Source organism: Hymenobacter coccineus (assembly GCF_001816125.1).
Classification (GTDB): Bacteria; Bacteroidota; Bacteroidia; order Cytophagales; family Hymenobacteraceae; genus Hymenobacter; species Hymenobacter coccineus.
Map to the genome: position 1 here is coordinate 13,800 of NZ_MDZA01000255.1, position 19,655 is coordinate 33,454.

At 61.0% G+C, this 19,655-nt stretch carries 13 protein-coding genes; 5 read left to right on the forward strand and 8 right to left on the reverse strand.

What is annotated here, in order from left to right; genetic code table 11:
- Positions 1-52: 52 nt before the first annotated feature.
- The gene (locus BEN49_RS14485) at positions 53-3,214 is read right to left on the reverse strand and encodes a SusC/RagA family TonB-linked outer membrane protein (RefSeq protein WP_083326111.1); all 3,162 of its coding nucleotides are present in this window, start codon (positions 3,212-3,214) and stop codon (positions 53-55) included.
- A 562-nt stretch (positions 3,215-3,776) separates the two neighbouring features.
- Between BEN49_RS14485 and BEN49_RS14490 the strand changes: the two genes are divergently transcribed.
- Positions 3,777-6,056 (forward strand): GH92 family glycosyl hydrolase, encoded by a 2,280-nt coding sequence (locus BEN49_RS14490; protein ID WP_070744556.1) that lies wholly within the window; start codon positions 3,777-3,779, stop codon positions 6,054-6,056.
- A 157-nt stretch (positions 6,057-6,213) separates the two neighbouring features.
- Positions 6,214-7,245: a LacI family DNA-binding transcriptional regulator gene (locus BEN49_RS14495; RefSeq protein WP_070744559.1), complete on the forward strand. Its 1,032-nt coding sequence runs from the start codon at positions 6,214-6,216 to the stop codon at positions 7,243-7,245.
- An 85-nt stretch (positions 7,246-7,330) separates the two neighbouring features.
- On the opposite strand, the gene BEN49_RS14500 is transcribed toward BEN49_RS14495, so the two are convergent.
- Positions 7,331-8,620, reverse strand: coding sequence for a sugar MFS transporter (locus BEN49_RS14500; RefSeq protein ID WP_070744561.1), 1,290 nt, complete (start codon positions 8,618-8,620; stop codon positions 7,331-7,333).
- A gap of 575 nt (positions 8,621-9,195) precedes the next feature.
- Positions 9,196-9,618: an acyl-CoA thioesterase gene (locus BEN49_RS14505; RefSeq protein WP_070744563.1), complete on the reverse strand. Its 423-nt coding sequence runs from the start codon at positions 9,616-9,618 to the stop codon at positions 9,196-9,198.
- 149 nt (positions 9,619-9,767) lie between these two features.
- On the opposite strand from BEN49_RS14505, the gene BEN49_RS14510 reads away from it, so the two are divergent.
- Positions 9,768-9,962: a cold-shock protein gene (locus tag BEN49_RS14510; RefSeq protein WP_068239330.1), complete on the forward strand. Its 195-nt coding sequence runs from the start codon at positions 9,768-9,770 to the stop codon at positions 9,960-9,962.
- A 122-nt stretch (positions 9,963-10,084) separates the two neighbouring features.
- Here BEN49_RS14510 and BEN49_RS14515 read toward each other — a convergent pair whose 3' ends face one another.
- Positions 10,085-11,959, reverse strand: coding sequence for a retaining alpha-galactosidase (locus tag BEN49_RS14515; RefSeq protein WP_204376125.1), 1,875 nt, complete (start codon positions 11,957-11,959; stop codon positions 10,085-10,087).
- 533 nt (positions 11,960-12,492) lie between these two features.
- Between BEN49_RS14515 and BEN49_RS14520 the strand changes: the two genes are divergently transcribed.
- Complete coding sequence (locus BEN49_RS14520) at positions 12,493-14,535, forward strand: DEAD/DEAH box helicase (protein ID WP_070744566.1); 2,043 nt, start codon at positions 12,493-12,495, stop codon at positions 14,533-14,535.
- 211 nt (positions 14,536-14,746) lie between these two features.
- On the opposite strand, the gene BEN49_RS14525 is transcribed toward BEN49_RS14520, so the two are convergent.
- From BEN49_RS14525 to BEN49_RS14535, 3 genes are all read right to left on the reverse strand, one after another.
- Positions 14,747-15,199 (reverse strand): PA2169 family four-helix-bundle protein, encoded by a 453-nt coding sequence (locus BEN49_RS14525; protein ID WP_070744568.1) that lies wholly within the window; start codon positions 15,197-15,199, stop codon positions 14,747-14,749.
- Between the two features lie 139 nt (positions 15,200-15,338).
- Positions 15,339-16,634 (reverse strand): BaiN/RdsA family NAD(P)/FAD-dependent oxidoreductase, encoded by a 1,296-nt coding sequence (locus BEN49_RS14530; RefSeq protein ID WP_239691946.1) that lies wholly within the window; start codon positions 16,632-16,634, stop codon positions 15,339-15,341.
- A gap of 37 nt (positions 16,635-16,671) precedes the next feature.
- Entirely contained in the window at positions 16,672-17,532 is an 861-nt protein-coding gene (locus BEN49_RS14535) for an NAD(P)H-binding protein (RefSeq protein ID WP_083326112.1), read from the reverse strand.
- 170 nt (positions 17,533-17,702) lie between these two features.
- Here BEN49_RS14535 and BEN49_RS14540 point away from each other — a divergent pair, with 170 nt between their 5' ends.
- Positions 17,703-18,569, forward strand: coding sequence for an SDR family oxidoreductase (locus BEN49_RS14540; RefSeq protein WP_070744593.1), 867 nt, complete (start codon positions 17,703-17,705; stop codon positions 18,567-18,569).
- A gap of 195 nt (positions 18,570-18,764) precedes the next feature.
- Here the strand turns inward: BEN49_RS14540 and BEN49_RS14545 are convergent, their stop codons facing one another.
- A complete protein-coding gene (locus tag BEN49_RS14545) occupies positions 18,765-19,565 on the reverse strand; it encodes a DUF1571 domain-containing protein (protein WP_070744572.1) in 801 nt (266 codons plus the stop codon).
- Positions 19,566-19,655: the final 90 nt, after the last annotated feature.

The window sequence follows — 19,655 nt, forward strand, 5'->3', positions numbered from 1 at the left end:
AATCAGAACCCTAAAAACCAAATATCCACGCGGTTTTTAGGGCCCCGACTACTTAGAAAGACAAGTTCAAGCCGGCCGTGAAGGTGCGTGCTTTGGGGTAGTCGAAGAACTGAATCCCCTGCGAAAAGGCGTTGTTGAAGGTGGACGTTTCGGGGTCGTAGCCGAAGTACTTCGTGATGAGGAAGTAATTCTGGGCCGCGACGTACACCCGCAGGCGGGTCAGGCCGTAGCGCTTGGTCAAGTCGTTGCTGAAGTTGTAGCCGAACGAAGCGTTGCGCCCCCGGATGAAGGAGCCGTCCTCCACTTTGTAGGAGTCAATCCGGGAGTCGTAGGAGAGGTACGACGGCCGCACCTGGGCAATGCTCGTGTTCTGGTTCTCAGGCGTCCAGGCCTCGGTCAGGGCGCGGGTGTAGCTATTGGCCTGGTCGGTTCGGTCCTGTGCTGAGTGCTCGGTCAGGTTCATCACGCTGTTGCCGTAGGTAAACTGCAAGTCCACCAGCAAATCGAAGTTCTTGTAGCGGAAATTGTTGATGAACGAGCCGTAGCCGGTGGGGATGTTCTTGCCCAGCAGCACCCGGTCCTGGTCGTTGATTTGCCCGTCGCCGTTCTGGTCCTTGAACTTGAGGTCGCCGGGAAAACGGTTGAGCTTCAAGGCCTGGTCGGCCTCGGCCGTGCTCCAGGTGCCCAGGCGCTCCAGGCCAAAGAACGAGCCCACCGGCTGCCCCACGCGCAGCACGTTGGTTTCGTTGAGGAAGTTCGGGCCAGGAAAGATGTCGTCACCGGCCGCGCCCAGTTGCAGGATGCGGTTTTGCAAAAAGGAGATGTTGAACGTCGTGCTCCAGGTGAAGTCCGTGGTCTGCACGTTGGCCGTGTTCAGGGCCAGCTCCAGGCCGCGGTTGCGCACGCTGCCAATGTTGCTCGGGATGTTGCCGTAGCCGCTGCTGCGCGGTACCGGGGCATACAGCAGCAGGTTGTTGGTGGTGCGCTGGTAAATGTCGGCCTCGAACGTGATGCGGTTTTGCAGCACGCCCACGTTCAGGCCCAGATCAAATTGGTCCGCCGTTTCCCACTGCAAGAGGGGGTTGCCCAGCGAGCCAATGGCGACGCCGTTGGTGCGGTTGCCGTTGAATACGTAGCTGCTGGTACCCAAAAAGCTCTGCGACACGTAGTTGCCGAAGTCCGGGCCGCTGTTGCCGGTGCGGCCGTAGCCGAAACGCAGCTTCAGGTCCGAGAAAATCGAGTTATCCTTGAGGAAATCTTCCTCCGAAATGCGCCAAGCCACGGCGGCCGATGGAAAAACGGCGCTCTTGCTGTTGACCCCGAAGCGCGACGAGCCGTCGCGGCGGATGGTACCGGTCAGTAGGTAGCGGTTCTTGTAGTTGTAGTTAGCCCGAGCGAAAAGAGAGAAAAATTGGTCAGCAGTGTAGTCCGAGCTGGGCGGGTTGGGCGTCGAGCCTACGCCCAGGTTGTAGTAATTGTAAGCGTTGTCCACGAGCAGCGTGGTGCTGGCCCCGTTCAAGAGCCTACTGAAACGCCGCGCGTCCACGCCGGCCACCACGTTCAGCGTACCGTTTTCGCTCAGCTGCTTGTTGAAGGTCAAATAGTTCTGCCACTGCAACGCCGTGGAATTGAACGTGTTGATGCTGGCGTAGCCCTGCTGCCCGCGCAGCTGAATCAGGGTGCTGGCGAACGACGGGTCGTTCCGCGATTCGATGGTTGTTCCCAGTACGCTGCGGAAATTCAGGCTCGGCGAAATAGTGAAGCTGGCGTAGCCATTGCCTGATAGTATCTGGCGGCTGCGCAGCTCCTGGTCCTGCTCGGTGATGGCTACCGGGTTGTCGCCGCTCTCCATGTCGGGGTAGTCCTGGCGCTTGGCGTAGGTGCCGTCCAGGTACTTGATGGGAAAGATGGAAGGCATCTCAATCATCATGCGCGGGATGTTGTTGCCCCCCGTAAAGTCGTTGCCGATGCTCTCGTTGATGTTCGAGTAGTTAATCGTGGCCCCTACCTTCAACCAATTCTTCACTTGGTTATCAACTACCAGGCGGGCATTGTAACGCTTCTGGTAGGTGCTGAGAATAGTGCCCTGCGCATTGGTGTAGTTCAGGTACAAGCCGTAGGTAAGCTTGTCGTTGCCGCCCGAAAACGACAGGTTGTGGTTTTGCGTCACCCCGGTCTGGGTGGTGGCATCCTGCCAGTCGGTATCGTAGAGCGGGTTCAGGTCCGCATCGAACAAGCGGTGCGGGTTGTTGGGGTCGGCCAGGGCCCGCCGCTTAATCATGGGGTTCTTGTTGACGTACTTGCCGGCGGCCCAGCCGGCAGGGTCGTATTTCTGAACGTTCTGGTAGCCCAGGTCCTCGGTGGCCAGGAACCCCTTGGCGTCGAGTACCGACAGCTTGCGGGCAATGTGGCTGACGCTCACAAAAGCATCGTAGCTCACCTGCGAACCCTCTTTGCCGCGCTTGGTCGTGATGATAATTACCCCGTTGCTGCCCTGCGAGCCGTAGATGGCCGTGGCCGAAGCGTCTTTCAGTACCTCAATGTTGGCAATGTCATTGGGGTTGATGCTGTTGATGCCCGAAGTCCAGAACACGCCGTCCACCACGATGAGCGGGTTGTTGCCCGCGTTGATGGAGCCGTAGCCCCGGATGCGAATCACCGGGTCGCCGGCCCCGGGCTGGCCCGAGTTCAGGGCCACGTTCACGCCCGCCACCCGGCCTTGCAAACCCTGCGCAACGTTGACAACCGGGCGTTCGGTTAGCTCCTTGCTGCTCACGCTGCCCACGGCCCCGGTCAGGTCCGAGCGCCGCTGGGTGCCGTAGCCCACCACTACTACTTCGTCCAGGGCCTTGGTATCCGTTACCAACTTGATGTTGAGCGTGGTGCGGCCAGCTAAACTGATTTCCTGCGCCACAAAACCCACGGAGGAAATAACAAGCGTTTCATTGCTAGTAGGCAGCGTCAGCGAAAACTTGCCGTTGACGTCGGCGCTCACGCCCACGCCGCTATTGCCCTTCACCACGATGGTCGCACCAGGCAGCGGGCTGCCTTTGTCGTCGGTCACGGTGCCTTCTACCGTCACTGGGGCGAGGTGCAAGCCCAGCAATCGATTGTCATTACGCGCCAGCGCAGGCAGCGGTGCCAGCGCAACCACGGGCCCCAGTAGCAGCAGGGGGATACCGCGCCAGTTTCTAACGGATAAAAAAGTACGCATAGGGGGAGGTTTGTGGGTGGAAGGAACGGCCTGGGGTAATCAAACCACAGGTAATCAGAAGTATGTGTTGAATGGGTGGGAACGGGGACAGTGTTTCGACAAATGATTAAACGTTTTAGCAAAACCCCTCGAAAGGGTACTCGCTAAAGCCACTGCGGTCGGCCGGGGGCCAAGAAGGGAGAATGCCCCGGGGCCCTAAGTGCCTAAAAAGGGAAGAAAAGAGGAAGCGATTGGTTTTTTTAGCAGCAGGCTAGATAAGAGTTGCTCTCACTAAACAGACAGGGCTTTTGCAATCGATTATTCACTTCAAATGCCTATCACTACGGAGAGGGCCAATCATTGTATTCTGGCTATAGCAATAAGGATATTGCTGTCATTTGGTAACGAAGTAATGGTATTTTGAGCAATAATACATGAAATTTACATAATTTTAAAAAAATGCTTAAACATTTTAGCAAAAGCAACGGCTTGGCCCCCCACATTTGTGCCTAGCTGGGTTGCCTTGGTGCTGCCGCTGCTTGCTGCTTCTCTACTTTCCACCCATTTATAAGCTCAACCATTCATGGCCCAGCGCTTTCCTTTCCTTTCCACTCCCGCCGCTCCCTGGCTAACGGTCGTGCTCGCCGTCTGCCTCACCGCGGGCGCAGTCACCGCCCAAGCCCAAAGCCTCACTTCCTTTGTCGATCCCATGATTGGCACCGGCGGGCACGGCCACGTATTCCTCGGGGCCAACGTGCCCTTCGGGGCCGTGCAACTGGGGCCCCAGAACATCATTAAGGGTTGGGACTGGTGCTCGGGCTACCACTACTCGGATAGCCTGATGGTCGGGTTCTCGCACACGCACCTGAGTGGCACGGGCGGGTCCGACCTGGGCGACGTGCTGATTATGCCCTACACGGGGCCCCTGAAAACCGACAAGGGCCAGCAGAAGGTGCCGCACCAAGGCTACCTCTCGCGCTACGCGCACACAACCGAAACGGCCCGGCCCGGCTACTACGCCGTGACCCTGGCCGACTACGGCATCCGCGCCGAGCTGACGGCTACCGCCCGGGTTGGCATGCACCGCTACACGTTCCCGGCCGGGGGCAAGGAGGCGCACGTCATCGTTGACCTGAAAGAGGGCATCGACGACAAGGCTACCGATACCTACATCGAGCAGGTGGACCCGCAAACCTTTGTGGGCTACCGCTTTTCCAAGGGTTGGGCCAAAGACCAGCGGCTCTACTTCGCCATTAAAACCTCGGCGCCCATCCCGCAATTTGCCATCTACAACGAGGCGCAGCTGCTGAAGGGCAAAAAGGGCCAGGGCCTGGCCATTAAGGGCGTGTTCAGCTTCGCTAAGGCCCCGGCCGCGTTGCAGCTGAAGGTGGGCATTTCGCCGGTTAGCACGCAGAATGCGCTGGCCAACATCGCGGCCGAGGCCCCCGGCTGGGACTTTGCCCAGGTGCAAAAAGCCGCCGATGCCCAGTGGAACAAGGAACTGGACAAGATTACCGTCGAGACGACTGACCCGGTGGCCAAGCGCATCTTCTACACGTCGATGTACCACGCCTGGTTTGCGCCCTCGCTGTTCAACGACGCCAACGGCGACTACCGCGGCACCGACAAGAAGGTGTACCCCAAGGCTGCTTTTGCCAACTACACCACGTTCTCGCTCTGGGACACGTACCGCACCGAGCAGTCGCTCTTTACCCTGGCCCAGCCCGAGCGGTTGAGCGACATGTCGCAGTCGATGCTGGCCATCGGCCGGCAGCAGGGCAAGCTGCCCATCTGGCCCCTGGTGGGCAGCGAAACCGATTGCATGGTGGGCTACAGCGCCGTGCCGTCCCTGGCCGAAGCCTACCTCAAGGGCACGCCCGGCATCGACGCCAACGAGATGCTGGCTCAGATGAAGGCCTCCAGCACCCGCGACGACATGGGCGCGCAGTACCTGAAAACGCTGGGCTTCATTCCGGCTGATAAGGAGCCTGAATCGGTGGCCAAGGCCCTGGAGTACGCCATCGACGATTGGAGCATCGCGCAGGTAGCCAAGAAGATGGGGCGCATGGACGATTATAAAACGTACAGCGCCCGGGCCCTGTACTATAAGAAGTACTTCGACCCGCGCACCCGCTTCATGCGGGGCCTCACCACCGACGGCAAGTTCCAGCTGCCTTTCAACCCCATCCAGTCCATCCACCGCCAGAACAACTACACCGAGGGCAACGCTTGGCAGTACACTTGGCTGGTGCCCCACGACGTGCCGGGCCTCATCGGCCTGTTCGGCAGCGACGCGGCGTTTGTGCAGAAGCTGGATAGCCTGTTTGTGGTGCAGGGCAGCCTGGGCGAAAGCGCTTCGCCCGACATTTCGGGCCTGATTGGCATGTACGCCCACGGCAACGAGCCCAGCCACGCCACCACTTACCTTTACGCCTACGCCGGCCAGCAGTGGAAAACCGCCGAAAAGGTGCGCCAGGTGCTGCGCGAGATGTACAAAGACCAACCCGACGGCATCAGTGGCAACGAAGACTGCGGGCAGATGTCGGCCTGGTACATCATGTCGGCCCTTGGTTTCTACCCCGTTAGCCCCAGCAGCGGGGCCTACGTGCTGGGTAGCCCGCTCATGGACCGCGCCACCATTCACCTGCCCCAGGGCAAAACGTTCGTCATCAACGCCAAGAACAACGGGCCCCAGAACCCCTACATCCAGTCGGTGGCCCTGAATGGCAAGCCCTACGCCAACAGCTACGTGCTGCACCGCGACGTGGTGGCCGGTGGCACGCTGGAACTGACGATGGGGCCCCGGCCAAACCTGGCCTTCGGCACCGCGGCGGCCAACCGCCCCCGGGAAATATACGAATAGCGACTGCTGAACAAAAAGGCCGCCCGGGCCCCCGGGCGGCCTTTTTGTTCAGTAATTTGTTGGAGTTAACTACGTAATGAAAGTTAGGTAATTAATTGATTTGTTAAACGGGAGCTAATAGCCAGCAGCTAAAAGCTACTAGCTGACTACTAACGCATTGAAAAAGAAAATACTCATCCACGACGTCGCCAACCACCTCGACGTGTCCATCGCTACGGTGTCGCTCGTGCTCAATGGCAAAGCCAAGGAGAAGCGCATCAGCGACGAGCTGGCCGAACGAGTGCTTCGGTACGTGGAGGAAGTGGGCTACAAGCCCAACCAGCTGGCCAAAAGCCTGCGCACGGGCAAAACGAACGTAATTGGGCTGGTGGTGGAAGACATTTCCAACCCCTTCTTCGCCACCGTGGCGGCCCTGATTGAGCAAAAAGCCCTGGCCCGCGGCTACCACATCATCTATTGCAGTACCAACGACGACGCGGCCAAGACGCGCGACTTGCTCTCGGTTTTCCAGGCGCGGCACGTCGACGGCTACATCCTGGCCCTGCCCGCCGGGGTGGAGGAGGAGGTGCGCGCACTGGTGCGCAGCGGCAAGCCCCTGGTGCTGTTCGACCGCCTGCTGCCCGGCCTGCTCACCAACGCCGTGGTGGTGGACGGCGCCAGCGGCATGTACGACGCCACCCGCCACCTGCTGGGGCAGGGCTATACCAACATTGCCCTGGTCACGGCCCGGGCGGGCCAGCTGCAAATGGCGTCCCGTGCGCAGGGCTACGCCCAGGCCCTGCGTGAGCGCGGCCTGCCCGAGCTGGTGCAGGAAATTGCTTTCCCGCAGGTCCCCGAGCACATTTTGCAGGAAATGGAGACGTTTTTTGCCGCCCACCCGGCCTGCCACGCCGTTATATTCGCCACCAACTACCTGGGCGTGTACGGCCTGGAAGCCCTCGGCCGCCTGGGCCGGCGCATCCCCGCCGAAATGGCCGTAGTATCGTTCGACGATAACGACCTGTTCCGGCTCTATTCCCCGCCCATCACCGTGGTGGCGCAGCCCATGGAGGCCATGGCCGAGGAAAGCATCAGCGTCTTGTTAGCTGCGCTGGAGAGCCCCAATACCGAGGGCACCGGCCGCATGGTGCAGCTTCAGCTCGCTCCACAATTGGTAGTACGCGGTTCTTCCTTGCGCCTCACCAGCTGATTTTTTGTTCCAATACGGCCCCAAACAGAAAGCTTCCCCGGGGCCCCTACCGCGTTGGCAGGGCCCCGGGGAAGCTTTCTGTTGGCTAGGAATGAAGCCCCTGCGCCGGCATTACCGGGCGGCTGCCGCGCAGCCCGTACCACATGATGTACACGTAGCACACGATGGGCAGCAGCAAGGCCAGGCGCAGGCTGCTATGGTCGGCGATGAAACCGAAGAGCAGCGGCACCAGCGCGCCGCCCACAATGGCGGTGCACAGCAGCCCCGAGCCTTCCTCGGTGCGGCGCCCCAGGCCTTGCAGGGCCAGCGCAAAAATGGTTGGGTACATCAGCGAGTTCATCAGGCCCACGGCCAGTAGGCTCCACATGGCCACCGCGCCCGTGGTATTGATGGAAATCAGGATGAGCGCCACGGCCCCCACGCCATTCACGGCCAACAGCTTAGCTGGCGAAAACTTGTTGAGTAGATAGGCCCCCGCGAAGCGCCCCACCATGGCCGCGCCCCAGTAAAACGCCACTTGGTCGCCGGCGTCCTTGGGGCCCAGGCCCATCACGCTGGGCAGGGCCAGGTAGCTCACAATGTGCGAGCCGATGGCCACTTCGGCGCCCACGTAGGCAAAAATGCCCACCACACCCAGCGCCAGGTGCCGGTACTGCCAGGCCCCGCGCTCGGGGCCGGCCGTTTCCGCTTCGGCGGCAAACGTGATGGTGGGCAACGTCACGCGGCTCAGCATCAAGCTAATGAGTAGCAAAACCCCGCCGATGACGAGGTACGGCAGCTGCACGGCGCGCACGTCAATGGCGGCCGCCGAAGTAGCCGTGTTAAGCGTGGGCAGCTGGCTTAAAATCAACGCACTGCCCAGCAGTGGGGCCAGCGTGGTGCCCAACGAGTTGAAGGCCTGTGTGAGCGAGAGGCGGGACGAGGCCGCCGCCGGGGGCCCCAGTATGGCCACGTAGGGGTTGGCCGCTACTTGCAGTAGCGTGATGCCGGAGGCCAGCACAAACAGGGCCCCCAGAAACAGCCCGTAGGCCCGCGCCGCCGCCGCCGGGTAAAACAGAAACGCCCCCACGGCGGCTACCACGAAGCCCAGCAGCATGCCGCGCTTGTAGCCCACCCGCGCCACCACCTTGCCCGCCGGAATGCTCATCAGGAAATACGCCCCGAAAAAGCACAAATTGATCAGGTTCGCTTGGGCATACGAAAGCTGAAAAATCGCCTTTAGGTACGGAATCAGGATGTCATTGAGGCAGGTAATGAAGCCCCACAAGAAGAATAAGGTCGTCACGGCACTCAGCGCCGAGGTGTAGCGCGGCGCCGTGCCGGCCGCCGCATCAGCAGCTGGGCGGTTGAGAATAATGGGAGCGGGAGCAGCCATAAGAAACAGCGGGATAGGAGGGGGAGGAATGAAAAAAATGCAATTGATAATACAAATACTGCTTCCTAAAAAGCAGCCCGCCGGTGCGCAATGCCGTAAGCAATCGTTGGACTAAGGTAGAAACCCGGCTGCGCTCGCACCAACCGCCTTGGCCTGCTCCCGTCGCTGCACCGCTGCTTTCGCTGTAGCCGGACTGATCAACAATGGCGAACTACGGCGTACCAGGCAACGCTGAGAGCGTACGAATGCGGTTTAGGGCCCCAAACACGCCTGCTTTTGCGCGCCTGACTAGGCTTTGAATGAGGACTAAAAGGTTTTAGCAAATTAAACCAGCCTTGATGTGTTGGGCACCAAAACAATCGATTTTGTTAATAAGCAAGACGTTCAAGCCGTGCTCTACTAGCTTGCAATGGCAGCCATTGGCCGTTGTATTAGGTAACCAAAAGCAGCAGGCCGACGAGAAAACGGCACGGTGGCCTGCGCCTGACATCACGGAATAATCAAGCCCTGGCAACACCGGGCACTGGGCCACCACCCGGCAAACCAATCTTCATAAGTGCCGGGGCAGGGGCCCCTCAGGCTTTTAGCCACCCCAGCACTTCGGCATCGACGCGCACCGGCCGGCCGCTCTTGGGGTCGAGCAGTACCCAGGTCGTTTCCGCTTCGCACAGCAGCGCGTCGTCAGTTGCACGGGTGAGGCGGGTATAGCGCACCGAGGTGGCCCCGCTGGTGTCGCCCACCCACGTAGTGGCGCGCAGCACGTCGCCGGCAAAGGCCGGTTGCCGGTAGCGGATGCGGTGCTCGCGCACCACCCAAACGTAGGCATCCTGCCGCGCAGGGGGGCAAATGGCCAGCCAGTGGGCCCCCGCTACGTCCTGCACCCAGCGCACATACTCCACGTTGTTGGCGTGGCCCAGGGCATCGATGGCGGTTTCGGGCACCACAAATTCGTGGGCGAAACGGAAGGCGGAGGCGTCGGGGCGAGGCGGGGCGGTCATGCGGGGGTGAAGAAGAACGAGCGCAAAGGTCGGGGGCCAGAAAATTTTGGCAGCCTTGCGTAATTGAAAAGTATGCTTATCTTTGGCCCAACCTAAGACATCAAGCCACGGTGGCCCAAACGCTTAGCGAAACTCCACAACCCACCACCATGCCCACCGGAACGGTAAAATTCTTTAATGACACCAAAGGCTTTGGTTTCATCAAAAACGACGAAACTGGCGAAGACATCTTCGTTCACATCAGCGACCTCCAAGTTAGCTCGATCCGCGAAAACGACAAAGTGCAATACGAAGTAGCTCAGGGCAAAAAAGGCCCGAACGCTGTTAAAGTGTCGCTGGTTTAGTTTCCAGCTTTTGCTTTGTGATAAAGAAGCTCGCCGACGGCGGGCTTTTTTTATGCCCAACAGTCCCAGTTTTGGGGCCCCGAGCCAGCCGCCACGCCGCTAGCCCGGCCCCAAAAACCTGCCTACCGCACCGGGTAAATGCGGGCGGCCCAACCGCCGCCGCCGCTCAGCTTGATACGGAGCTTGTCCGTGGCCGATACCCGCACCACCTCGCGCTGGTAGTCGGTCGCGTCGCGGTCGGCGTTCAGGCCATCGCGAAAAATCACAGCCTCGTAGGTCCCGGGGCCCAAAAATGCGCAATCCAGGGTCAGCTCGCGGGGCTCCCAGTTGCCCAGGGCCCCGGCGTACCAGGTATCGCCTTTGCGGCGGGCGAGGGCCACGTACTCGCCCACTTTGCCGTCCAGGGCCACGGTTTGATTGAAGGTGGTGGGGACCTGAGCAATGAAATCGGTGCTCTCGGGCTCCTTTTCGTAGGCGCTGGGGCTGTCGGCCAGCATCTGGAGTGGGGCTTCGAACACCACGTACATCGCCAGCTGGTGGCAGCGCGTGCCCTGGCTCATGGGCAGGGAGTGGCTGGGGTGAAATTCGGCCTTGGTGGCGTTGCGCAGGGCCCCGGGCGTATAGTCCAGCGGCCCGGCCACCATCCGGACGAACGGCAGCGTGGCGTCGTAGCGCGGTACGTCGTCGTGGGGCGTCCACTTGCTGTTTTCCAGGCCCTTCACGCCCTCGTAGTTCAGCACGTTGGGGTAGGTGCGCATCAGGCCGTCGGGCTTGTGCATGCCGTGAAAATCGACCAGCAAGTGGTAGTCGGCCGCCTTCTTGGCCAGCGCGTACGACGAGGCCACCATCTTCTGGTCGTCGCGGTCGAGGAAGTCAATCTTGAAGCCTTTCACGCCCATTGCGGCGTACTGCGCATAGGCCGCGTCCATTTTCTCGCTGATGGCCCGCCAGTTGGCCCACAAAATAATGCCCACGTTTTTTTGTTTCGCATAGGCCAATAGGGCCCCCAAATCGACGGCCGGTGATACCTTCAGGATGTCGGTTTCGTCGGACCAGCCCTCGTCCAAAATTACGTATTCAAGCTGGTGGGCCGCGGCAAAATCGATGTAGTATTTATAGGTAGGCATGTTGATGCCGGCTTGGAAATCGACGTGCGTGAGATTCCAGTCGTTCCACCAGTCCCAGGCCACCTTGCCCGGCTTGATCCACGTCCCGTCCTTCACCCGCGACGGTGCTGCCAGCTTGTACACCATATCACTATTGGTCAGCTCTTTATCCTGGGTGCTTACCACCAGCGCCCGCCACGGGAAGGTGCGCGTACCGCTGGTCTGGGCAATAAAGTTTTCCCGGCGCGGCACCACCAGCTGCATGTTGTGGAAGCCACCCGCCTGCTCCACCGCTGGGTACCGGGCAAAATCGCCGCGCAGGCTGGGCCCCCCGGGGGCCCCACTTTTCAGTAGCATGCCCGGGTAGTCCTCCACGTCAGATTCCACCAGTACCGCTTTCTTGCCGTCGCCCAGAGTCACCAGCGCGGGCAAAAACGCCAGCGTGTCGCCCTTCACTTTCGTCATATCGGCCAGGCTTAGCGGCGTGTACAGGCTCTCAAACGAGGACATATACAAGTCCGTCGGCACCCGCAGGTCGCGCACGAAGGGCAGCAGTGCCGGGGCCCCGGGTGCAAAGTTGAAGGTAGCCTCCTCGCTCTGCACCGTGAGGCGGCCCTTGCGCTGCGTGAAAAAACGGTAGGCCACCCCGTCGTCGTATGCTCGCACCACCAAACCGTATTGGCCTTTAAACATGAGGGTGAGCTGATTGTAGTGGTCCACCACTTGGCTTTTTTTGTACACTGGGGCTGCGATGGTCGTGTTGACGGCCGCCGTCTTGGCGCTTGCTACCGTGGCGCCCGGGCCGAGCACTTCGCCGCCCGCCAGCGCCAGGGACAGGGGCGAAGGGGCGAGCACTGGCGTGGCCTCGTGCCGCACGGCCCAGGTGAGCACCGGGCCGTGGCCACCGTTAGGTCGAGCTTGCCGTCCGGTGATTTCACGTGGTACGTTTGGGGGGACTGGGCCTGCGCGGTGAGGGCCGGCGAGCAAGCAGCCCAGAAAAAAGAACGAGTGCTTCATGAGGTGGGTGGAGGTTGTGATGGCGTCGGCTCCGGAAAGCAACCGGTGCGGCGTCAATGGCGAGCAACTTACCCAACCGACACCGCCGGGGCCCCAAGCCCGGCCCAAATGCTCAGAAAAGGCTAGCAATGCACCACTGCGCTAGTGGGGCACGCCAAGTAAAACGTGGTTTGCCTGCTATGTTAGGCAACAATGGTAGGTATTGCCGCAAAAATTGCGTATCTTTGCACCCGCATTTGAGAATGGCCTCTTGTCCGCATCCGCCATGAGTTGGCGTTAACGCGTTGGCCGCGTAGTTTTTCCGGTAGTTTTTTCCCGCCTGTTTGTCGAAGGTAGAAGGAGGGGAAACGTCGCTGTATCGGCTGTTTTCAGAGCGTAGTCTCTTTCCCCATTTCTATTTCCAACTTATGGAACCCGAAAAAACCCAAGAAAAAACTGCGGAGAAAATCGTAGTGAAATTTGAAGACCTGAACCTCTCCGCCGAGGTGCAGCGCGCCATCACCGAGATGGGCTACGAGGAAGCTTCGGCCATCCAAGCCGCCGCCATTCCCGTGCTGCTCGCTGGCAAAGACGTTATCGGCCAGGCCCAGACGGGTACTGGCAAAACCGCCGCTTTCTCGATCCCCGCCATTGAGGGCGTCGACGGCGACTCGCGCGACGTGCAAGTGCTCGTGCTGTGCCCCACCCGCGAACTCGCGGTGCAGGTATCGGGCGAAATTCAGAAACTGGGCAAGTACAAGCGCGGCCTGGCCGTGGTGCCGATTTACGGCGGCAGCAGCTACGACCGCCAGTTCCGGGCCCTGGAGCGCGGCGTGCAAATCGTCATCGGCACCCCCGGCCGCGTGATGGACCACATCGAGCGTGGTACGCTGAAGCTTGACAAGACCACGAAAATTATCCTCGACGAAGCCGACGAGATGCTCGACATGGGCTTCCGCGAAGACATCGAGTTCGTGCTCAGCAAGATGCCGGCCGACCGCCAGACGGTATTCTTCTCGGCCACGATGAGCAAGCCCATTATGGAGTTGACCAAAAAGTACCAGCGCGACCCGCAGGTAGTGAAGGTGAACCACCAGACGATGACGGTAACGAACATCGAGCAAAGCTACTTCGAGGTGCGGGGCCCCCAGAAAAAGGACGTGCTCACGCGCATCCTCGACATGTACAACCTGAAATCGACCATCGTTTTCGCCAACACGAAGCGCATGGTGGACGAGATTGTGGCCGACCTGCAAGCCAAAGGCTACTTCGCCGAGGGCCTGCACGGCGACATGGGCCAGCAGCAGCGCCAGAACACGCTCGATAAATTCCGCAAAAACACCCTGGAGGTGCTGGTGGCCACCGACGTAGCCGCCCGCGGCATCGACGTGGACAACGTGGAGGCCGTGTTCAACTACGACCTGCCCGCCGACGAAGAGTACTACGTGCACCGCATCGGCCGCACGGGCCGCGCCGGCAAGTCGGGCAAAGCCTTCACCTTCGTGAGCGGCCGCGACATCTACAAGCTGCGCGACATCATGCGCTTCACCAAGGCCCAGATCAAGCTGGAGCAGGTACCGTCGTTCGCCGACGTGTCGGAGGTGAAAACCACGCTGTTCCTGAACCAGATCAAAGAGATTGTGGAGAAGGGCAACCTGGAGAAGTACGTGGGCCGCGTGCAGCGCCTGCTCGATCAGAGCGAGGAAATTACCTCGCTCGACATCGCCGCCGCGCTGCTCAAGATGACCATGAAGGAAGACAAGCGGGCCGAGCAAAGCCTCGACGCCAGCCGCACGGCTGGGGTGGTGCGCACCGGCTTCACCCGCCTGTTCATCTCGATGGGCAAGAAAGACCGGATTCACCCCCGCGACATCGTGGACCTGATTTCGGAGAGCACCAACCTGCAAGGTGGCAAAGTGGGCGACATTGCCCTCTACGACAAGTTCAGCTTCGTGGAAGTACCCAGCGAGTTTGCCGATGAGATTGTGGGCCAACTGGGCCGCAGCAGCATCCAGGGCCAGCCCGTGAGCTTCAGCATCGCCACGCCCGTGCAGGACGCAGCGGCTAAGGAAGAAGGCAACACCCGGGGCCCCGGCAGCTTCGGCGGTGGCGAGCGCCGCGGCGGTTTCGGCGGCGGTGAGCGCCGCGAGGGTGGCTACGGTGGCAACCGCGGCGGCGGCAGCTTCGGCGGCAACCGCGGCGGCGGTAGCTACGGCGAGCGCCGCGAAGGCGGTTCGGGCGGTGGCTACAAAGGCAACCGCGACGGTGGCAGCAGCTACGGCAACCGCGGCGGTGCCGGTGATCGGCCCGCTTACGGTGACCGTCCGGCCTACGGCGACCGCCCCAAACCTTACGGCAACCGCGGTGGTGCTGGCGACCGCCCGGCCTACGGCAGCAAGCCCTACGGCAACAAAGGCGGCGACCGCGACAATGACGCTCGTCCGCCCCGCACCGAAAGTTTTGACGAGTAAGCAATCCGGACGACCTTGGCCACCCGTAGATTAGACGGGTTGGCTAAGGCCTCCTGCTGGTTCTTATTAGTGTGAAATATTAAAGTGATTTAATTATAGGCCAATAAAAAAGCCGCTCAATTGAGCGGCTTTTTTATTGGCCTATAATTAATATTTTTGCCTTTGGTGCCGGGTCAGGGTAATAGATCTGGTACCGAAAGCGAGAAATAAATTATTTCGATGAGTCACGCAGCCCGCGGATTTTGTCGTGGGCCTCGTTGATGCCTTGTGACTGCTTCTCAAGTACCGACTTCAGGGCGCTGGGCAGGTCTTGGGCTTTGAGGGCCGTGGCGTAGGCTTTCTTGGCGTAGTCTTCGCCGCGCTCACACTCGGCCAGCACAGCGTGGTTGTCTTTGCTGGTAATGGCTGCCTTGAGGTCGATCCAAGCGCGGTGGATGGTGCCGGTTACCGACGAGCCTTCGTCGGTTTTGGGGTGCAGGTCCAGTTTGAACATCTGGTCCTCAATTTCGGTGATGTAACCGGCGCGCTGCACGGCCAAGTGCTTAAACGTGTCTTTCAGCGACGAGTCTTCCACGTCGGTCATGGCGTCGGCGTAGCCTTTTTGGCCGTCTTTCAGGGTTTCAACCAGTTCGTTGAGCAGGGCTTGGGTGGCTTTGGCTTCCATGGGAAAAGTAAATACTAGGGTGAGAAACTATGCCCTTGTTTACTACCGGAGCCCGGGGAAGGTTACAGCCGACCTTTTATTGGATCGGTTGGCAGATGAAGGGGAAATTAATTAGGGCCCCTGGCGCAAGCCTGGGGCTCTAGTTGCCCGTTGAGGCCACCCGTGTTTCGGCCACATTGCTCAGTTTTGCCATGTCCTGCCCGGCCAGAAAGCCCGTCGTCCAAGCCGCCTGGAAGTTGAAGCCCCCGGTGATGCCGTCGATGTCGAGTACTTCGCCGGCGAAGTAGAGACCGGGTACGCGGCGGCTTTCCATCGTTTGTAGGTCAATGTCGGCCAAGGCAATACCGCCGCAGGTTACGAATTCCTCTTTATAAGTGGTTTTGCCGCGCACAGCCAGCGGGGTGCGCAGCAGCAGCTCCAGCAGGCGGTTTTGGGATTTGGCGGGCAGGTCGCTCCAGCGCACCTCGGGGCCGATGCCGGCCTGCTCGGCCAGGGTGCGCCACAGGCGCTGGGGCAGGCCGAGCTGGGGATTGGCGGCGATGCCCTTGCGGCCGTTTTCCTGCCGGAACTGGTGCAGCCAGGGCCGCAGCGTGTCGTCGGTGTGGTCGGGCAGCCAGTTGATGAGCGCGGTGCCCGTGTAGTTTAGTTCGCTCAGGCGCCGGGCCCCCCAAGCCGAGAGTTTGAGCACGGCCGGGCCGCTCACCCCCCAGTGCGTGACGAGTAGGGGCCCCTCGTATTGCAGCTTCTCGCCGGCCAGCGTCACCCGAGCGCGGGGCACGCTCACGCCCGGCAGCTCGCGCAGCGGCGATTCGGGCACATTGAAGGTGAAAAGCGACGGCACAGGCTCGGCCAGGGCGTGGCCCAGGGGGCGCAGCCAGTCGTACTGGGCGCTTTTGGGCTGGCCGCCGGTGGCCACCAGCAGGCGCGCTACGGCCAGTGTGCGGCCCGGCCGGCCGGTGCCGGCCAGTTGCAACTCAAACCCGCCGCCGGGCAGCGGCCTGATTTCTTCCACGGCCGTGTTGGTGAAAACCTGCACCCCGGCGTGGCGGGCGGCGTCTTCCAGGGCCCGGGCAATGGTTTCGCTGCTGTCGGTGGTGGGGAACATGCGGCCGTCGGCCTCGGCCTTGAGGGCCACGCCGCGCTGGGCAAACCAGGCGATGGTATCGGCCACCCCGAAGCGCTGGAACGCTGCTTTCAGGGCCTTGCCGCCGCGCGGGTAGTGGGCCACGAGCTGGGCGGCGGAGTCGCAGGCGTGCGTCACGTTGCAGCGGCCGCCGCCCGAGGCGCGCACCTTGCCCAGCAGCTTGCCGGTTTTTTCGAGCAGCAGCACGGGCAGGCCGGGGTTGGCCTCGGCGCAGGCAATAGCACCGAAAAAACCGGCCGCGCCACCGCCCAGCACGGCCACCACGGGGGCGTTGGAAGACAAATTATTCACACCGCAAATTTACGCACGGGCGCGGGGCCCCAGCGCCTTAGCAGTAGGGCAGGGCCCCCAGCACGTCGTCGTGCTGAAACACGTAAGGTACCTTTTCGCGCACCAGGCTGCTGTCGATGGTTTTGCCGGTGGGGCTGGTTTCGGGGCGGAACGTGGGGGGCACGAGGCCGAGGTAGTGGGCCGCGGCGGGGTAAAAATCGCGCCGCAGCGGGTGCCCGGCCGCTGCCACGTTGAAGGTGTGGCCCCAGGTATCGTGCTGAATGATAGCGGCCAGCACGCCCACCGCGTCGGTGAGGTGCAGCAGGTTGACGGGCGCGTTGCCCTGGGCCAGCTCCTGGCGGCCGGCCAGGAAGCGCCCCGGGGCCCTACCCGGCCCGATGAGGCCCCCCAGGCGCACGACGGTGCTGCGCCACTGCCCGTAGCGCGGCACAAAGTGGCCCTCGGCCCGCAGCACGTCCGAGGCCGCGTCGCGGTTGCTGTAGGCGTCGGCCTCGCGCATGGTGCGCGGCTCGTCGGGGTACACGCCGGTGGAGCTCACGAACAGCACGCGGCTGATGCCAGCCGCCGCCACGGCCCGGTGCACGGGGCGCAGCAGGGCCGGGTAGCCCCCAGCGGCGGCGGTGCGCGGCGGCACGTTCAGCACGAGCACGTCGGCGGTACGCAGCAGGTCCGTCAGCTGGTCGTAGGCGGGCGGGCCAAAATCGGTCCCTAGCTGCAACAGGTGCGGCTGAACCCCCATTTCGGTGAGCACGGGCAGCTGCGCCGGGGTGGTGGTGGTGCCCACCACGGGGTACCCGGTGGCCAACAGGTGCTGGGCCAGGGCCGTGCCCAGCCAGCCGCACCCCAACAAAACCACGGTGGGCATCTCGGGCGAAGGCACGTCAGAAGCCATATTCATAGGCACAGGGCAATGGTAAAGCTCAGCAATAAGCAGCAAAGCTGCGAAGGAAACCACCAGTAATATATACTTCTGCTAATAAATATTTTACCGATGAGCCCTGGACGGGGCCCTGCCGTACCTTCGGCTGGTCAAACTCCCACCTTTTTTCGCTGTGTATTCATATGACCATGCCCTTTGCCCAACCCATGCTGCGCGACAACGCCCTGGCTGGTAAAACCATCATCGTGACCGGCGGCGGCACCGGCCTGGGCCGCGCCATGACCACGTATTTCCTACAATTGGGGGCCCAAGTTACCATCACTAGCCGCAAGCTGGACGTGCTCGAAGCCACCGCTGCCGAGCTGCGGGCGCAAACCGGCGGCCGGGTGCTGGCCGTGGCCTGCGACGTGCGCAAGTACGACGAAGTAGAGGCCATGCTCGACGCCACCATCGCTGAATTTGGTGGCGTGGACGTGCTGCTGAACAACGCCGCCGGTAACTTTATTTCGCCTACTGAGCGCCTGAGCCACAAGGCGTTCGACGTAATTGTGGACATCGTGCTGCGCGGCTCCTACAACTGCACCCTGGCCGTGGGCAAGCGCTGGATTGCCGACAAAGAGCCCGGTACTATCCTCAACATTGTTACCACCTACGCCTCGGTGGGCTCTGCTTTCGTAGTGCCTTCGGCTGCGGCCAAGGCCGGCGTGTTGGCCATGACCCGCTCGCTGGCCGTGGAGTGGGCCAAGTACGGCATCCGCAGCAACGCCATTGCACCGGGGCCCTTCCCGACGGAGGGGGCCTGGAGCCGCCTGTTCCCCGAGCCACTGGCCAGCCAACTCGACCCCGCCGCCAGCGTGCCCCTCAAGCGCGTGGGCCAGCACCAAGAATTAGCTAACCTGGCCGCTTACCTGGTGTCAGATTTCTCGGCCTACGTCAACGGCGAAGTGGTTACCATCGACGGCGGTGAGTGGCTCAACGGCGCCGGCGAATTTAATAAACTAGGGGCCCTAACGCCCGAAATGTGGGACCAGATCGAGAAAACCATGCGCCGCTAAAGGACCATAGATTTAACTGATTCCAGCGGATTTTTTGAGGTTCCGCTCCTGATGAGGCATTACCAAAAACCGATAAACAGAAAGGGCAACCCAATCGGGTCGCCCTTTCTGTTTATCGTTTTTGGTAATGCTACTGATGCTGGATTACCACGAGCAGAACCCCGACAAATCTGCTGAAGTAGTTTAAATCCGTGGTTATAGCTTATAGCCTTTATAGGTTTTGGTAAATTCCTCGGTTGGGATGGGCTGATTTACTACAAGGTTATAGAATTCGAATTTCTCGAATAGTCCCTTGTCGTCGCGTACGTCTACCACAATGGGAAGGTAGCTTTGAGGGTCGATGCATAAGGTGACGCGGCGGCCGTAGCCGTTGGGCACTTGCAGTACCTGGCCCTCTGTCAGCATTGCGCCAGGGCTCAGGTTGTTGCGCTCCAGAATGCGGTATTCGCCGCAGCCAAACCGCTCAGCTACAGTGGCCACGGTTTCCTTCTTGCCAGCACGGTAGGTCACGTAGCGAAACTGCGGAAAATCAGACCGTAGCACGTGGCACGAGCGGCCCAGCACCGTCGTGTCGCCAGTGTAGCGAAACGTGCGGCTATACGTAGCATCCTGGCGCAGGGGAGTGGGCCGCAGCAGGTCAGCAATGGTGCCAAAGCCGGCTTGTAATACGGTGTGATGCTGACCCTTACGCATCAGGGCCCCCTTGGGGTCGAGGCTGAGTGTGACGTAGGGAAAACTGGCCGGATATACCCAAGCGTCGCCATCGTTTTGGCCGGTTGCCCACAGCACCTCTACGTTTTTATTGTCTTTCAAATACACCCGAAACGGATTGAAAGACAGCTTCATGATGCTACTGGACGGCTTAATTTCCCGGCCGAGCCGCTCTTGCGCTTTGGCCGAGCAGCGCAGGTAGCGCAGGTTTTCGATGGCGCTGGTCATGCGCTCCACCAGCTGCCCGGTGGTAATGGCCGGGGCGGGGCGGGCTGCCGTCAGCACTCCGCCCAATGCAACTAAGACAATCGCTAAAAAAATGAAACGACGGATAAACAAAAATGACATTAACGCAAAGAATAAAGAATGACCGCA

What these genes read in the sequence shown, in the direction of transcription:
- BEN49_RS14500 (WP_070744561.1), bottom strand. Translation starts at nt 8,620, where the DNA reads ATGGCTGCTCCCGCTCCCATTATTCTCAACCGCCCAGCTGCTGATGCG.
- BEN49_RS14525 (WP_070744568.1), bottom strand. Translation starts at nt 15,199, where the DNA reads ATGGAAGCCAAAGCCACCCAAGCCCTGCTCAACGAACTGGTTGAAACC.
- BEN49_RS14490 (WP_070744556.1), top strand. Translation starts at nt 3,777, where the DNA reads ATGGCCCAGCGCTTTCCTTTCCTTTCCACTCCCGCCGCTCCCTGGCTA.
- BEN49_RS14535 (WP_083326112.1), bottom strand. Translation starts at nt 17,532, where the DNA reads ATGAATATGGCTTCTGACGTGCCTTCGCCCGAGATGCCCACCGTGGTT.
- BEN49_RS14485 (WP_083326111.1), bottom strand. Translation starts at nt 3,214, where the DNA reads ATGCGTACTTTTTTATCCGTTAGAAACTGGCGCGGTATCCCCCTGCTG.
- BEN49_RS14510 (WP_068239330.1), top strand. Translation starts at nt 9,768, where the DNA reads ATGCCCACCGGAACGGTAAAATTCTTTAATGACACCAAAGGCTTTGGT.
- BEN49_RS14520 (WP_070744566.1), top strand. Translation starts at nt 12,493, where the DNA reads ATGGAACCCGAAAAAACCCAAGAAAAAACTGCGGAGAAAATCGTAGTG.
- BEN49_RS14540 (WP_070744593.1), top strand. Translation starts at nt 17,703, where the DNA reads ATGCCCTTTGCCCAACCCATGCTGCGCGACAACGCCCTGGCTGGTAAA.
- BEN49_RS14505 (WP_070744563.1), bottom strand. Translation starts at nt 9,618, where the DNA reads ATGACCGCCCCGCCTCGCCCCGACGCCTCCGCCTTCCGTTTCGCCCAC.